We start from the raw sequence: 14567 nt of genomic DNA, 5'->3' as shown, positions 1-14567 counted from the left end.
TGCTTGTCGCAAAAGCGCGACAAAGAGCGTAGAGGGATTCTCCTGCAAGCCGTTTGGGCGTGCAGGTGCTTTCAAGGGCCGGCATGAAACTACTCGAGACATACATATTGCGGCGCGTCGGCCAGATGTTTCTCGTGGCGCTCCTGCCCGTGCTGGCGATCATCTGGACGACACAGGTTTTGCAGCGCATTAACCTCGTCACCGACAGCGGCCAGTCGATCGGCTCGTTCGCCAAGCTCGCGACGATGATCCTGCCGTCGATCATTCCCGTGGTGCTGCCCTTCGCCCTCGTCATCGCCATCACCCAGACGCTGACGACGATGAACAACGATTCCGAGCTAACCGTCATCGACGCAGCCGGCGCACGGCGCAGCATTCTGGTCCGGCCGATCCTGCTGCTTGCCGCCGTCATCAGCGTCTTTTCCTTCTTCGTCGACAATATCGTCGAGCCACGGGCAAAGACCGTGGCGCGTCAGATGATCGCCGAAACCTACGCCGATCTCCTCTCCTCGGTCATCGAGGAAAAGACCTTCCGCAAGCTCGACGAGGGTCTCTATGTGCAGATCTCGCAGCGCCTGGCCGGGCGCATGCTGAAGGGCCTGTTCGTCGCCGACGAGCGGGACCCGGCCTACGAGCTCATCTATTACGCCAAGGAAGGAGCTGTCGACGATACCGGCACGACGCTGATCATGCACGACGGCGAGGTGCATCGCAAAACGCCCGACGGCAACGTCTCGGTCATCAATTTCGATTCCTATTCTTTCGACCTCTCCGACATGACGGAGAGCCGCGGGCAGGCGACGCTGAAAGCCAGCGACCGTGACCTGTGGTTCCTGTTCAATCCGGATCCGAACGACAAGGACTATACGATCCGCCCGCAGAGCTACCGCGCCGAACTGCATCGACGGCTGACGGACTGGATCCTGCCCGTCGTCTTTGCATTGTTCTCACTGGCGATCGCCGGCGATGCGCGCTCGCACCGGGAAGCGCGGCTGCATCCAATGGCGAGCGCGCTCGGCTATGCTTTTGCGCTACGATGGGCTGCCTTCTACGCCGCGAACCAAATCGACACCGATCCGGAATATATCGCAGTTCTCTACGCCATTCCGATCGTCAGCAGCCTCGTCTCGATCATCTTCCTCGGCCTACACAAGCGGCTGGTCATGCCTTCGTTCGTCTGGGACCGGATATCGGCTTCCTGGAGACGGATGCAAGAAAGACTGCTTACCGCGACCAGCAGGTCCGGCGGGGGCACGGCCCAATGATGTTCGGGACATTGTCGCGTTATTTCTTTCGCCGTTACCTGGCGACGACCTGCTGGTTTCTGATCGGCGTGTCGGCGATCGCCTTCCTCCTTGATTTCAGCGAGACGGCGGGACGCATGTCCGGCCTGCCTGGCTACACGATCGGCGGCGGCATCGTGATGACCGCCGTGCGCCTGCCGCTCATCCTGCAGCAGACAATCCCCTTCGTCGCCCTCTTCGTCGGCATGACGGTGCTGATCGGGCTCAATCGGAAATATGAGCTCGTGGTCACGCGTGCGGCAGGCATCTCTGTCTGGCAATTCATGTTTCCCTTCATCGCCGGCTCAATTGCGCTCGGCGTGCTGACGATGACGGCGCTCAACCCGCTTGCCGCCTGGGGACAGCGCCAGGCGCTGCTGGTCGAGTCCGACTGGCGTGGCGAAAACGCAGTTCTGCGCAAGGCGCCGCAGATCCCATGGCTGCGCCAGATCAGCGGCCGCGACGATGTCATCATTGGCGCCCAGACGGTCCAGGAGAACGGAACCAAGCTGGTCGACGCCGTATTGATCCATTTCGATTCAAGCGGCCGAGTCATTCTGAGACAGGATGCCGCCACGGCAAAGTTGGAAGATGGTTACTGGCAGCTTAACGGCGTCGTCGAGCGCAAGCCTGGCGAAATCCCGCTGCGCAAAGCTTCGGTCCAACTTCGCACCAATCTGAAACAGGATTTCGTTCAGGAGCGGCTGACAGCGCCGGAAACAATTGGTTTCTTTGACCTTTCCAATCGCATTGCAGCGGCAAAGTCATTCGGCATCTCGACCAAGGCATTGGAGACGCAATTCAACTCTCTGTTGTCTCAGCCATTGCTGCTGGTGGCCATGACTCTCATTGCTGCAACAGTGTCCCTAAAATTTAGCCGGTTCAACCAATCCCGCTCCGTGATTCTGGGTGGAATCCTGTCAGGCTTCATGCTTTATGTCATCACCGTGCTTGTTAAAGCATTCGGAAGCAGTGGAGTCGTGCCTCCCTTCGTGGCGACGTGGATACCGGTCGTCGTCGCGTTGGCCTTGGGCGCGACTATTTTGCTTCATCAGGAGGACGGCTAGTGGCGGTAGGCGACCGCAAGTACTTTAGTAAACAGTTGGTTGCCCTGCTTGTCGGTGCGGCTCTATGTTCCTATTTCGGCAGTGCCCCGGCCTCCTATGGCCAGGCCAGCACGCCTGAACAAAATATCGAGAATAAGATTCCCGAAGGGGCCAAGCTTCTGCTTTCGGCCAATGAACTCGTCTATAACCGTGACGCCGAACTCGTGTCGGCGATCGGCGGCGTGCAGATCAACTATGGCGGCTATAAAATGGTCGCACAGAAGGTCGAGTACAACCAGAAGACTGGCCGGATGATGGCGCTCGGCAATGTCGAACTCGTCAGTCCGGACGGCAACCGCATCTATGCCGACAACCTAGACGTGACCGACAATTTCGCCGACGGGTTCCTGAACTCGCTGCGCATCGAAACCGCCGACAATACGCGTATCGTCGCCGAAAGCGGCGAGCGGGTCGGCGGCACGAAGATGATTCTCAACAAGGGCGTCTATACCGCCTGCCTTCCCTGCGCCGAAGATCCGAAGCGCGCACCGTTCTGGCAGGTCAAGGCAAAGCGCGTGATCCAGAACGGCGAGACCCATACGATCCGTCTGGAGCGGGCGCGTTTCGAGCTGCTCGGCTACCCGATTGCCTTCGTGCCGTTCATCGAGGTTCCCGACAATACGGTGAAGCGTAAGTCCGGCTTCCTGTTCCCGACGATGAGCCTGTCGCAGAACCTCGGCTTCGGTCTTTCCATTCCTTATTATTATGTGATCTCGCCGAGCATGGATGCGACGGTCACGGCGACCGGCTACACGGCCCAGGGCTTCCTCGTCGAAGGCGAATTCCGTCAGCGCTTCGAGAACGGCACGCATATCCTGCGCGTCGCCGGCATCAACCAGGCAAAGCCGGGCAATTTCAGCTCGGGCACCAGCGATGCCGAAGCCGAGCAGCGCGCCATGGTGGCGTCAAAGGCGGAATTCCGCATCAATCCGCGCTGGACGTTCGGCTGGGACGTCATGGTGCAGAGCGACAATAATTTCTCGAAGACCTACAAACTGCGCGGCTTGAGCGGCACGGATCGCACGAACCAGATCTACCTGACGGGGCTCGGGAAACGGAATTATTTCGACATGCGGGCGTTTTATTTCGACGTCCAGGATGCCGACCGGACGAACACGGCCGAAAAACAGCAGGCCATCGTCTATCCCGCGCTTGATTATCACTATGTCGCGCCTCAGCCGCTTGCAGGCGGCGAACTTTCTGCGGACGTCAATTTGACGAATATTTCGCGCACACACGACGACTTCTATACTGTCGACGGATTCGACCGCTTCCGCGGCCTGAAGGGCCAGACTTCGCGCCTGACTGCCGAACTTCAATGGAAACGCACCTATGTCACGCCGACCGGTCTGGTGATCACGCCGCTTCTGGCCGCGCGCGGCGACGCTTTCGCGCTGAACATGAACGACCCGACCGGTTACGCCGGCAATTATCTTGACGACGAATCCGCCACCCGCTCGATGCTCACCGCCGGGCTGGAGATGCGGTATCCGATCCTGATGACGACTGATAACAGCACGCATATTCTGGAGCCGATCGTCCAAATCTATGCACGCCCCGACGAGCAGCTCGCCGGCCGGCTGCCGAACGAGGATGCACAAAGTTTCGTTTTCGATGCCACCTCGCTCTTCGACCGCGATAAATTCTCAGGTTACGACCGCGTCGAGGGCGGCACTCGCGCCAATGTCGGCTTCCAATATACCGGGACGTTTGACAGCGGTTACAAGCTGCACGGCATTTTTGGCCAGTCTTATCAGATTGCCGGCCAGAATTCGTTCGCGACCGATGACCTCGTCAATGTCGGCGCGGATTCGGGCCTCGAAACCGATCGCTCCGACTATGTCGGCCTCGGCGGCGTCGAAACACCCTATGGTGTTTCCGTTGCGGCCTCCTACCGGCTCGACGAGAAGGATTTCGAGTTTCGCCGTGGCGACCTGACGACAGGCTACCAGAACGACACCTTCCAGACGCAGGTGACCTACACGCATCTCAGCGCCCAGCCGGCCTATGGCTTCGCCGAGGACAACGACGAGATCCAGACCAGCAGCAGAGTCAAGTTCAAGGACTATTGGTCGATCTTCGGCGGCATCGCGTGGGATCTGAACAACGATGTGATCAGCCGCCGGACGCTCGGCCTTTCCTATGAGGACGAATGCACGATCTTCACGATCGCCTATACGGATAGCAGGGATTCCGACGACGAGTCGGCAAGCGACTGGACGATTGGCGCGCGGCTGACGTTCCGCACGCTCGGCGACATCAAGATCGGCTCCGACACTCTCTCCAACTAGCGGGCGGACGGCGTAAACATGGCCTCAAGTCATTCTTTCGCCGTAAGCCTGTGCAGGACATTGCCGCCAGTCGATATCAGAGGCATAGGAGTTTCGCGCCGCCACGGAAGCGATTTCCGCGTGTCTCGCACTGTGGTAAGGACGCCGCGATCAACCTCTCGCGGCGCAATTGGGAGGTCAACAGATGATTGACGCAAAAAAAGCCATAACCGCCTTTCTCGCCGGCGCAGCGATTGCCTTGCTGACGGGCCTTGCTGGCCCGGCGCTTGCAGCAAGCGGAGTCCAGGCCGTGGTGAACGGCACAGCCATCACCAGCGGCGATGTCGCCAAGCGTCAGGCCTTCCTGCGCCTGCAGCATACCAAGGCCGACGCCAAGACCGCCACGGAGCAATTGATCGACGAGACGCTCAAGCGCCAGGAGGTCGCCCGCGTCCATATGTCGGTTTCGCAGCAAGACGTCGATGCGTCTTTCGCGCGCTTTTCGGCCGGCAACAAACTTTCCGTGGAACAGATGTCGCAGATTCTCGATCGCGCCGGCGTCGGCGTCGACCATTTCAAAGGCTTCATCGCCGTGCAGATGAGCTGGCCGCGCGTCGTCAATGCGCGCTACGGCTCGACCTCGCGGCTGTCGAACTATGATCTCGTCTCGCGCATGATGCAGAACAACAAGCAAAAGCCGGTAACAACGGAATATATGCTGCAGCAGATCATCTTCGTCATTCCCGAGGCCAAGCGCGGCGCCGTCACCGGCAAGCGCAAGGGCGAGGCCGAGGCATCGCGCTCAAAATTTCCTGGCTGTGATCAGGCAAAGACCTTTGCCGCGACAATGCGCGATGTTTCCGTGCGTGACCTCGGCCGCATGCTCGCTCCCGAGATCCCGCCGGACTGGAAACCTCTGGTCGAGCAGGCCAAGGGCAACACCACAGGCACCCGCGTCACCGAGAAGGGCGTCGAATATCTGGCGATCTGCAGCCAGCGCCAGGTCTCCGACGACCAGGCCGCCGAAATGGTCTTCCGCCAGGAGGACCTCGACAAGTCCAAGGCCGGCAAGAATGGCCCGCCGGAAAACGAAAACAGCAAGAAATACCTGGACGAACTGCGCAAGAAGGCGCAGATCGCCTATCGCTGACCGACGATGGCGATACCCTTTTCACGACCGCTTGCGCTGAGCCAGGGCGATCCCGCCGGCATCGGACCGGATATCACCCTGATGGCTTGGCTCCGGCGGCGTGAAATCGGGCTTCCGCCTTTTTTCCTTATCGGCGATCCGGATGTCTTGGCTCTGCGGGCCCGCCAGCTCAATCTGGCGGTTTCCATTCGTGAGATCGACACGGCGGGCGAGGCCACCGGCATATTTGCCGATGCGCTGCCCGTCATGAGCGTCCCGGCCGGCATTGAGGTGGTGCCCGGCGAGCCGCATGCGGCAACGGCGAAGGGCACGATCGCGGCGATCGAGAAAGCAGTCTCGCTTGTCATTTGCGGCGAGGCACTCGCAGTCGTCACCAATCCGATCGCCAAGGCCGTGCTCTACGAGGCGGGTTTCCGGTTTCCCGGCCATACCGAATTTCTCGCCGATCTTGCCGCCAGGGCGACCGGCAGTCCGGTGACGCCGGTCATGATGTTGTCGGGACCGAAAGTCAGGGCCATTCCCGTTACCATCCACATTCCTGTCCGCGATGTGCCGCAAGCACTGACCGGCGAACTGATCATCGAAACCTGCCGGATTGCCGATGTGGATCTCAGGCAGCGTTTCGGAATCGACGCGCCGCGGCTTGCCGTCGCCGGCCTCAACCCGCATGCCGGTGAAGGCGGAGCGATCGGCTCGGAGGATGAGGACATCATCCGCCCGTCGATCGAGCAGCTGCGTGACGAGGGTATCGATGCGATCGGCCCCCTGCCCGCCGATACGATGTTCCATGACGAGGCGCGGGCGCGATATGATGTCGCCATCTGCATGTATCACGATCAGGCGCTGATCCCCGCCAAGGCCCTCGGTTTCGATGACAGCGTCAACGTCACGCTCGGACTTCCCTTCGTGCGAACCTCGCCGGATCACGGCACCGCTTTCGGCATCGCCGGCAAGGGACTGGCGCGTGAGCAGAGCTTGGTTGCGGCACTGAAGCTTGCCGCCCAGCTCGGCCGCACCGCCGAAGGCCGCCGCTGATGGCAGCACTCGATGGCCTGCCGCCGCTTCGCGACGTCATTCAGCGTCACGGCCTCGATGCGCGCAAGGCGCTCGGGCAGAACTTCCTGCTCGACCTCAACCTTACGCAGAAGGTCGCCCGCACGGCAGGCGCGCTCGAAGAGACCACCGTTTTCGAGGTCGGCCCCGGTCCCGGCGGGCTGACCCGCGCGATTCTGGCGCTCGGCGCCAAGAAGGTCATTGCCATCGAGCGGGACGCGCGCTGCCTGCCGGCGCTTGCCGAGATCGCCGATCGCTATCCCGGCCGCCTGGACGTCATCGAAGGCGATGCGCTGAAGACGGATTTCGAATCATTGGCGCCGGAAGGCCCCGTCAAGATCATCGCCAACCTACCTTATAATGTCGGTACGCAACTGCTGGTCAACTGGCTGCTGCCGAGGGCCTGGCCGCCATTCTGGCAGTCGCTGACGCTGATGTTTCAGAAGGAAGTCGGCGCGCGGATCGTCGCCGGCGAGGACGACGACCATTACGGCCGTCTCGGCGTGCTTTGTGGCTGGCGAACGGAGGCACGCATGGCCTTCGACGTACCGCCGCAAGCCTTCACGCCGCCGCCGAAGGTAACTTCGACAGTGGTGCATCTTGTTCCCAGGGCGAACCCCATCCCCTGCGCTGTCGCCAATCTGGAAAAAGTAACGCAGGCCGCCTTCGGCCAGCGCCGCAAGATGCTGCGCCAGAGCCTGAAGCCACTCGGCGGCGAAAGCCTGCTCATCAAGGCGGGAATCGATCCGGCGCGACGGGCGGAGACCCTTTCAGTCGAAGAATTCTGCCTTCTCGCAAATAGCCTTTAGCGCCACATCTGCTGTTGGATGCAGAAGGACGCGCCCTTAGGTCTAAGGCCGCCTTCCGCACTGGCGATCGGACGCCAGGCTTGATGAGGCGCACTTTGCTTGCAGATCGCCTGGGCAAGAAAGCCGCGCATCGCATCGCCGAAGGGCGGGCCGCATCATATGCTTCGCCTCCGCCATCTTACTCTGGTGATAAACGGCGCGCGGATGCGAGAAGGCGAGGAAACCGCGGTCTGGGCGACTCCTCCTCAAACACAGAAGTCAGTTCTTTCAGCGACCTATACACCAACTCTCTTCGCGATATTACCGCAGAAAGTTACTCTGCAACGTTGCGCTTTGCCTGATGTCCCGACGCGCGACACTGTCTGAAAGTCTTGCCAGAGCCGCAGGGGCAAAGGTCGCTGGTACGCCGTTGCAGCCGACCGATCAGCGGCAACAGAATGGTCTTAGGCAAAAATGTGGCAATTGCTATTGTTACCTTCGCCGAAAACCCGGGAACCACGAACCCGCGGCCGGCCTTAAATCCGTGCCAGGCCTTTTCCGCGACGTATTCCGCGCTGACCTTAGGTAAAATCTTGAACAAGGCGGCGCGGCCTGCACCTGAGCTACGGAGAAACTCAGTCGCCACAGGGCCTGGGGTAACGCAAGTCACGGTGACGCCCGTTCCGCGAAGCTCTTCATTCAGCGATGTTGAAAAGGAACGCACGAAGCTCTTGCTGGCATAATAAAGCGCCATGTTTGGGCCCGGCAAATAGCCGGCGACAGACCCGAGGTTGATCACTCCGCCCCTTCCTCTCGCCGCCATCGCAGGCAGAAATCGCAGTGTCAGTTCTGTCAATGCGCGAATATTGAGATCCACGATGCCCAACTGGTCGGATCTCGGGATGATCGTCGCCGCGCCACGTACGCCGTAGCCAGCGTTATTGACGAGCACATCACAAAACAAACCGCTCTCGTCAAGAAACATTTCCAGCCGCTGGGATGCCCCAGGTGCGGCAAGGTCCAGCTCGAGTGTGACAGCGTTACCGCCGGCTGCTCGTACGTCCGCCGCTGCCGCCGCCAATCCTTCACCTGAGCGGGCAAGAAGAACAACGGTGGCGCTCTCGCCTGCTGCGATCTTCGCTATCGCGCGACCTATACCTCGCGACGCGCCAGTGACAACGACGCTTGGTTGAGGATTTTTATCCACTTTCATTGTTATTCCCGCGAGGATTCGTTGGCACATCCGCGTCTTGAGCAGGTGCGCTTACCTCGTTAGCGATCTCCCCATTGAGGATCGCCTCGAAGCGTTGCAAAGCTCGTGCGACGATCGCGCCATCCATGACCCGGTGATCGTAAAGGATGCGGACTGTGACGGTTGCGTCCTCGCTGATCGGCCCATAATTGAGTAAGGTGGTCAACGGCGTCAGGGGATTTAATGATTCCGCTCCCAGCCCTGAATAGACCGAAAACTGAAAAGTGCCGAAAAAGCGCGGCCGCTGCCGACCGAGATTGAGCCCGATCCACATAATAAACCAGCGAAGCGGCGCCGGAAGCCGAGCGAATTTCAGACTGCGGCGGAATTGCTTGATCTCCGTGACTGGTCGTGTACGTGCGTCCCGGATCAGTGCATCGAGTTCGGCGATGGACTTGCGTTCGGGGCGCCGGATGGGACACAAAAGGACGATACGCTCACCCTCGTATTCGCGCTCATGGGCCACCGACGCCACACTTTCGGGATATTCGTAGAACTGAGGCCGTGGGAGCTTCACATAGGCGCGGCGGAATTCGGGAACTTCAAGGGCAAGAAGCCCATAACCTTTTATGAAGAGCGCCGTCCATGAGGGACGCTCCGGCCGAGCTCGCCGTGCTGCCACCAATGGAGCAAGGTTCATTTGCCGCTGTACGGTCACCCTCGGCACGCGAATCGAGAATCGCATCAGGTCTCCGACAAGACGCCTAGCTGCCGAAAGCTTGATCGGTTTGCCCCGCATGAAGTTCACTCAATAGAGATAGGGGATGATGCGCTTGGTCCTGTCCATGTAATCGCGATACTGCGGGCCGAAGAATTCGATCATCATCTTCTCTTCTCTATGCACTCTCAGGAAGAACAGGAATGCGAAACCGATCAGTCCCGCCATTCCGACAAACCAATTTGCCAGCAAGCATGCTTGGCCGAGCGCCATCAGCAGGAATGACGTGTACATCGGGTGGCGTATGACGCTGTATGGGCCAGTCGATATCAGCTTGTGCTCCTCGCGGATCTCCAGCGAAATCGACCAGTTTCTGCCAAGTTCCTTATGCGTTCGGCGGAAAATCCATATCCCCGCGGCGTAGACGATTGTGCCCAGCGCAAGGGCCCAGCCGGCCAATGGATAGTCAAAGTGAGCTGGAAATCCCGAAAAGACATATATGCCTGGAATGACTGCGAGACCGATGATAGCGGCGACAAGACCAAAGCTGTCCCGCGCGGACCGTCTATTGTTGACTATCGCATTGCGCTTGGCGCGCCTCGCGGCCGGCCGGCGGACGAAGTACCAAGCGATGATTCCCAGTACCCAAATCGTCTTACCAAGCGTAATCAGCGAAAGGCTCACAGGGATCACCCACTACGTTGCGGGCCGCTGATCGCAGAAAACGTGTCGGGCAAACAGCCCAATCGCCCATACGCCAACGAGCAAACAGAACGCAAGCTTACCCAGCGCAGGCGACCTAGGCAAGACGCCGACGCGCTCAGCCCGTATTCATTTCTCTAAGCTGAGTAATGTATTGTTGTGGTCTGAGCCAAATGCCGGGAGTTTTGTATCCCATGTGGCGAGCGATTTGCCCGGTCCAGGCGTTGCAATTATTGACGGTCGCCTCCCAGGTTTTGGACGTAGCCTGTAGCTTGCGAATGTAGGCGACAACATTGCTGTATTCCACCGGGCTGAGCAGCACACGCCAACTTGCAGATCGATATTGCTCTTCAAGATCCCCATCGGTCCACCCGGTCGAAGCCGGGACGGGCACGAAATGGCCAAGCACATAGTCGGCCGGACTGTGAGAAGCCGGGGCAAGTCCTGCCACCTCTGGATTGATCATGTTGCCGCTCTGGTCCAACTTGCCGAAAACCACATAAGTGTGGCCGTAACTCAACGCATATCTCGAGCGAAATTCGATGAAATACTGATTCCCGACAACCCTACCGGTTGTTGCGGCAGCGTTCTTACTGACGGATGTAAAGCGCGGTTGTTGAGGCTTATCTGTTCCTTGGCAAGAGACCAGCACACCTACCATCAGAATCGCCAGCCACGAGCGACCATTTCCAAAGAGCATCAATACGCTCCATTTGCTTGCCCTGCCACGCAGGCCGGAAATTACCGACCACTCTTGAACGTCGAGCATCGAAAACCGACGAGCAAGCCTGACGGATTTAAAGGAGGGAAGGACTATGTCAGCCCTCCCCTACTTAAATCGCATTTACTTATAGACAGCCGCAGCGGGCGGCGGCGCCTTACCTTTTCCCTTGCCAATGGTCCCGCAGGCACTCAGATTGGCAACAGCAAGCACTGCAAAGATCACGACTACGATTCTGCTCATCAAGAAGTCCTCTGCTAGTCTGGAGTGGCTATCAACAAAACGAATCAAAGTTTAGCGGCAAACCGGTTCCTGACTAGTGCATAAAGAACACAATCTGCAACTTCGCTACATTAGCAGCTTGAAATGCGAATAGCCAACCCTTCAGTTCAGATGGTTAACGTCGTCAAATTACCACTACCCGAGTACCCACCGGGACGCGATTGAAGAGATCAACGATGTTTGCGTTGGTCATCCGTATGCAACCATTTGAAACAGCCTGACCGATCGACCAGGGCTCGTTCGTCCCGTGCACGCGGAACAAGGTGTCTTGCCCGCCCTGATAAAGATATAGCGCCGCAGCGCCAAGCGGATTAAGCGGTCCACCGGGAACGCCGTTGGCATATTGTGCCAGTCGCGGCTTGCGCCGCATCATGTCCTCGGTCGGCCTCCAAGATGGCCACTCCGCTTTCCGCCCAATGATTGCTTCGCCCTTGAAGCTTAAACCTTCCTGACCGACAGCAATACCATAGCGTGTCGCCCGTCCGCCGGACTCTACGTAGTAGAGAAATCGTTCCCTGGTGTTAACTATGACAGTACCTGGCGCTTCCCACCCGTAGTAAGCTACCTCCTGTTTGCGATAGCGCGGATCTTGATCGGGATTACCAGCGAAGACTGACCTTATCGTCCAATCTTCCGGAGCGCCACATCCAGAAACTATAGTTGCCAGTCCACCCAAGATGATTGCCCGGCGCGTAATGTGGTCTATCCCCATTTCCACCTGCTGCCTTCTTATTCTCTCTCCGCAAGCTATCATTGCAGAATACAGTGGCAATGCCAAGTGATGGTCCTGTAACAGCATTTTGAGAATTATAGGTTATTCGCTTGCGATGTGTTGTTATCTTCTCAAGGAAGTGCGATGAGCCTCACGTCGCGGTGACAAGGACCAGCAGATGAAACTTGGCCTTCAGGGAAAGATTGCGGTTGTGACCGGCGGAGCTTCAGGAATAGGGGCCGCAATATGCCGGCAGCTTGGCAGCGAAGGTGTGGCCGTGGTGATCGCCGATATCAACCTAGCTGGGGCAAGCCGCGTTGCACAAGAGGTTCGCTTGGAAGGTGGCATCGCCTTCCCCTTCTTTGCCGACGTCACCGATCCCCTTTCGGTGGAGCAATTGATGGCCTTCGCTGAAGCGGAAGGCGGCGGGATCGATCTGGCCGTCAACAACGCGGGAATTCGCGGCCCCCACAAAGCGACGAGAGACTATCCGATAGAGGAGTGGCATCGGGTGATCAAGGTCAATCTCGATGGGGTCTTTTACTGCATGAAAAGCGAGATCGCAGCGATGATGGCGCGCGGCGGCGGAGCAATTGTCAATGTTTCATCCATTTTAGGCGCTGTTGGCTTACCGTTAACATCAGCTTACACAGCCGCCAAACACGGCGTACTCGGACTGACAAAAGCCGCAGCCCTTGAATATGCCAGGTTTGGAATCCGCCTGAACGTTGTCGGGCCGGGCTGGATCGAAACGCCGTTGCTGACAGAACAACAGGAACTTCCGATGCAGAAAAAAATCGAGTCCCTCCAACCGATGGGTCGGCGCGGCAAACCCGAGGAGGTTGCAGCCCTCGTCTGCTTCCTTCTCTCCGAGCAGGCGAGTTTCATCACAGGTAGCTACCATGCGGTCGATGGAGCCTACACCGCGCACTAAGTGCAAAGGCCGCTAGCAACAGCCTCGGCCACAACCTGATTGTTGGGCCGTAGGGGCCGCGACGGCTGTTGAATCGATCGCCCAGGCCTACTGCGATGTTTCGGGCCGTCGGTGCAACGCCGCACGCATTCCAGGGTCGATCTGCGGGAGGAAGAAGGATACTCATGTCAGGCCGAAGGCATTCCTTTCTGCTGGCTTGATGAGAAGCGCTTTACTTGCGGATCGCTTCGGCCAGAAAGCGGCGCATCGCCTCGCCGAAGGGTGGCCGCATCATATGTTCCGCCTCAACCATCTTGCTCTGGTGATAGACGGCGCGCGGATGCGAGAAGGCGAGGAAACCGAACTTGCCATGATAGGCGCCCATGCCGGAATGACCGACGCCACCGAACGGCAGGCCTTCAGCCGTAACATGGCTCATGCAATCGTTTATGGTCACGCCGCCGGAGGTCGTATTGTCAAGCACACGACGCTCCTCTTCGCCATCCTGGCTGAAGTAATAAAGGGCGAGCGGCCGCGGCCGGGCGTTGATGCGATCGATAACGTCGGCGACATCGCGATAGGGAAGAACCGGCAGAACCGGCCCGAAGATTTCCTCCTGCAGCGCGCGCATGTCGTCGCTGGGCTCGAGGATCAGGGTCGGCGGCATGCGGTGGGCCGGTTGCTGGGAGAGGTTCTCTCCTGCCGGATTGATTTCGACGACGCGGGCGCCCTTGGCCCTGGCGTCGTCGACCAGGCCCTGCACGCGGTCATAATGACGGGCATTGACGATCGAAGTGTAATCAGGATTGTCCTTCAGCGTCGGATACATCGCACCGACCGCCGCGACCGCATGTTCGACAAAGGCTTCGACGCTTTCCTCAGGCACGTAGACATGATCCGGAGCCAGGCAGATCTGGCCGGCGTTCAGCGTCTTGACGGTCATGACACGGCGCGCCGCGTCTGCGATATTGGCCGAACGGCCGACGATGACGGGCGACTTGCCGCCGAGTTCGAGCGTCAGAGGCGTGAGGTTTTCCGCCGCGGCCCGCATGACCTGATGGGCAATCGCCGTGCCGCCGGTGAAGATCAGATGGTCGAAGGCGAGCGAGGTGAAAGCGGTGCCGGTCGCCGGTCCGCCCTGCACCACCGCAATTTCCGTTTCGTCGAAGGAGCGGGCAACGAGTTCGGCCATCAGCGCGGCCGAAGCCGGCGTCACCTCCGACGGCTTGATCATGGCTCGGTTGCCGGCGGCGAGAATGCCCGCAAGCGGGGCAAGGGCGAGCTGATACGGGAAATTCCAGGGGCTCAGGATGCCGACCACCCCCTTCGGCTGATAGACTACCTCGGCAACAGCGTCCGGGAACAATGCCTCGTGCTGCTCGGGTCTCAGCCATTCTGCAAGATGAGCCTTGGCATATTTGAGCGAACCGACGCAGGTGAAGACGTCGAGAAGCAGGCTCGCCTCGACGCTGCGACTTCCGAAATCCTCCGAGAGAGCCGCCGCAATCGCATCCTTATGATCGACGAGAAGGGCGACGACACGGTCGATGCGATTAATGCGGGTCCCGATATCAGGCGGCCCCTCCTTGAGGAAGGACGCCCGTTGCCGGGCAAGCAGCGCCTTCATGGCGTCAGCACCGGTATCGGTGGCGATTGGGGTGACGGTGTTCATTGGTT

14 protein-coding genes are annotated in these 14567 nt (G+C 59.3%); 7 read left to right on the top strand and 7 right to left on the bottom strand.

The genetic code is table 11. The features are described from left to right. Positions 1-83 precede the first annotated feature (83 nt). From NL154_RS06425 to rsmA, 6 genes are all read left to right on the top strand, one after another. Entirely contained in the window at positions 84-1265 is a 1182-nt protein-coding gene (locus tag NL154_RS06425) for an LptF/LptG family permease (RefSeq protein ID WP_434733801.1), read from the top strand. Beyond that, positions 1262-2350: an LPS export ABC transporter permease LptG gene (lptG, locus tag NL154_RS06420; protein ID WP_210628408.1), complete on the top strand. Its 1089-nt coding sequence runs from the start codon at positions 1262-1264 to the stop codon at positions 2348-2350. Before NL154_RS06425 ends, lptG begins: the two co-directional genes overlap by 4 nt. After that, entirely contained in the window at positions 2350-4680 is a 2331-nt protein-coding gene (locus NL154_RS06415; RefSeq protein WP_210628409.1) for an LPS-assembly protein LptD, read from the top strand. The genes lptG and NL154_RS06415 overlap by 1 nt, the downstream gene beginning before the upstream one ends. 184 nt (positions 4681-4864) lie before the next feature. After that, the gene (locus NL154_RS06410; protein WP_210628410.1) at positions 4865-5809 is read left to right on the top strand and encodes a peptidylprolyl isomerase; all 945 of its coding nucleotides are present in this window, start codon (positions 4865-4867) and stop codon (positions 5807-5809) included. A gap of 6 nt (positions 5810-5815) precedes the next feature. Beyond that, positions 5816-6844 carry a 4-hydroxythreonine-4-phosphate dehydrogenase PdxA gene (gene pdxA / locus NL154_RS06405; protein WP_434733800.1) on the top strand — a complete coding sequence of 343 codons (1029 nt, stop codon included), beginning with the start codon at positions 5816-5818 and terminating at the stop codon, positions 6842-6844. Then, positions 6844-7671 carry a 16S rRNA (adenine(1518)-N(6)/adenine(1519)-N(6))-dimethyltransferase RsmA gene (rsmA, locus tag NL154_RS06400; RefSeq protein WP_210628412.1) on the top strand — a complete coding sequence of 276 codons (828 nt, stop codon included), beginning with the start codon at positions 6844-6846 and terminating at the stop codon, positions 7669-7671. Before pdxA ends, rsmA begins: the two co-directional genes overlap by 1 nt. A 313-nt stretch (positions 7672-7984) precedes the next feature. Here the strand turns inward: rsmA and NL154_RS06395 are convergent, their stop codons facing one another. The 6 genes from NL154_RS06395 to NL154_RS06370 form a co-directional block, all read right to left on the bottom strand. Further along, complete coding sequence (locus tag NL154_RS06395; protein ID WP_210628413.1) at positions 7985-8863, bottom strand: SDR family NAD(P)-dependent oxidoreductase; 879 nt, start codon at positions 8861-8863, stop codon at positions 7985-7987. After that, positions 8850-9641: a hypothetical protein gene (locus NL154_RS06390; RefSeq protein WP_221155856.1), complete on the bottom strand. Its 792-nt coding sequence runs from the start codon at positions 9639-9641 to the stop codon at positions 8850-8852. The genes NL154_RS06395 and NL154_RS06390 overlap by 14 nt, the downstream gene beginning before the upstream one ends. Positions 9642-9650: 9 nt before the next feature. Then, positions 9651-10244, bottom strand: a complete 594-nt coding sequence (locus NL154_RS06385) for a protein-S-isoprenylcysteine O-methyltransferase (RefSeq protein ID WP_311044185.1) — start codon at positions 10242-10244, stop codon at positions 9651-9653. A gap of 136 nt (positions 10245-10380) precedes the next feature. Further along, on the bottom strand, positions 10381-10962 hold the full coding sequence (locus NL154_RS06380; protein ID WP_210631657.1) for a hypothetical protein: 582 nt from the start codon (positions 10960-10962) through the stop codon (positions 10381-10383). A 144-nt stretch (positions 10963-11106) separates the two neighbouring features. After that, complete coding sequence (locus NL154_RS06375; protein ID WP_210628416.1) at positions 11107-11226, bottom strand: ABC transporter; 120 nt, start codon at positions 11224-11226, stop codon at positions 11107-11109. Positions 11227-11389: 163 nt separating this feature from the next. Then, positions 11390-11977, bottom strand: coding sequence for a L,D-transpeptidase (locus NL154_RS06370; protein WP_210628417.1), 588 nt, complete (start codon positions 11975-11977; stop codon positions 11390-11392). 178 nt (positions 11978-12155) lie between these two features. On the opposite strand from NL154_RS06370, the gene NL154_RS06365 reads away from it, so the two are divergent. Then, positions 12156-12911, top strand: coding sequence for an SDR family NAD(P)-dependent oxidoreductase (locus NL154_RS06365; RefSeq protein WP_210628418.1), 756 nt, complete (start codon positions 12156-12158; stop codon positions 12909-12911). 211 nt (positions 12912-13122) lie between these two features. Here NL154_RS06365 and NL154_RS06360 read toward each other — a convergent pair whose 3' ends face one another. After that, entirely contained in the window at positions 13123-14562 is a 1440-nt protein-coding gene (locus NL154_RS06360) for a coniferyl aldehyde dehydrogenase (RefSeq protein ID WP_221155857.1), read from the bottom strand. Between the last annotated feature and the right edge of the window lie 5 nt (positions 14563-14567).

Origin of the sequence: Rhizobium sp. YTUHZ044 (assembly GCF_051123975.1) — a bacterium.
In the GTDB taxonomy this organism is placed as follows: domain Bacteria; phylum Pseudomonadota; class Alphaproteobacteria; order Rhizobiales; family Rhizobiaceae; genus Rhizobium.
This window is presented reverse-complemented; position numbering and strand designations above follow the sequence as displayed.

Coding starts and splice junctions, on each gene's coding strand:
- NL154_RS06425 (WP_434733801.1), top strand. CDS start 84: ATGAAACTACTCGAGACATACATATTGCGGCGCGTCGGCCAGATGTTT.
- lptG (WP_210628408.1), top strand. CDS start 1,262: ATGATGTTCGGGACATTGTCGCGTTATTTCTTTCGCCGTTACCTGGCG.
- NL154_RS06410 (WP_210628410.1), top strand. CDS start 4,865: ATGATTGACGCAAAAAAAGCCATAACCGCCTTTCTCGCCGGCGCAGCG.
- pdxA (WP_434733800.1), top strand. CDS start 5,816: ATGGCGATACCCTTTTCACGACCGCTTGCGCTGAGCCAGGGCGATCCC.
- rsmA (WP_210628412.1), top strand. CDS start 6,844: ATGGCAGCACTCGATGGCCTGCCGCCGCTTCGCGACGTCATTCAGCGT.
- NL154_RS06395 (WP_210628413.1), bottom strand. CDS start 8,863: ATGAAAGTGGATAAAAATCCTCAACCAAGCGTCGTTGTCACTGGCGCG.
- NL154_RS06390 (WP_221155856.1), bottom strand. CDS start 9,641: ATGCGGGGCAAACCGATCAAGCTTTCGGCAGCTAGGCGTCTTGTCGGA.
- NL154_RS06380 (WP_210631657.1), bottom strand. CDS start 10,962: ATGCTCTTTGGAAATGGTCGCTCGTGGCTGGCGATTCTGATGGTAGGT.
- NL154_RS06375 (WP_210628416.1), bottom strand. CDS start 11,226: ATGAGCAGAATCGTAGTCGTGATCTTTGCAGTGCTTGCTGTTGCCAAT.
- NL154_RS06370 (WP_210628417.1), bottom strand. CDS start 11,977: ATGGGGATAGACCACATTACGCGCCGGGCAATCATCTTGGGTGGACTG.
- NL154_RS06365 (WP_210628418.1), top strand. CDS start 12,156: ATGAAACTTGGCCTTCAGGGAAAGATTGCGGTTGTGACCGGCGGAGCT.
- NL154_RS06360 (WP_221155857.1), bottom strand. CDS start 14,562: ATGAACACCGTCACCCCAATCGCCACCGATACCGGTGCTGACGCCATG.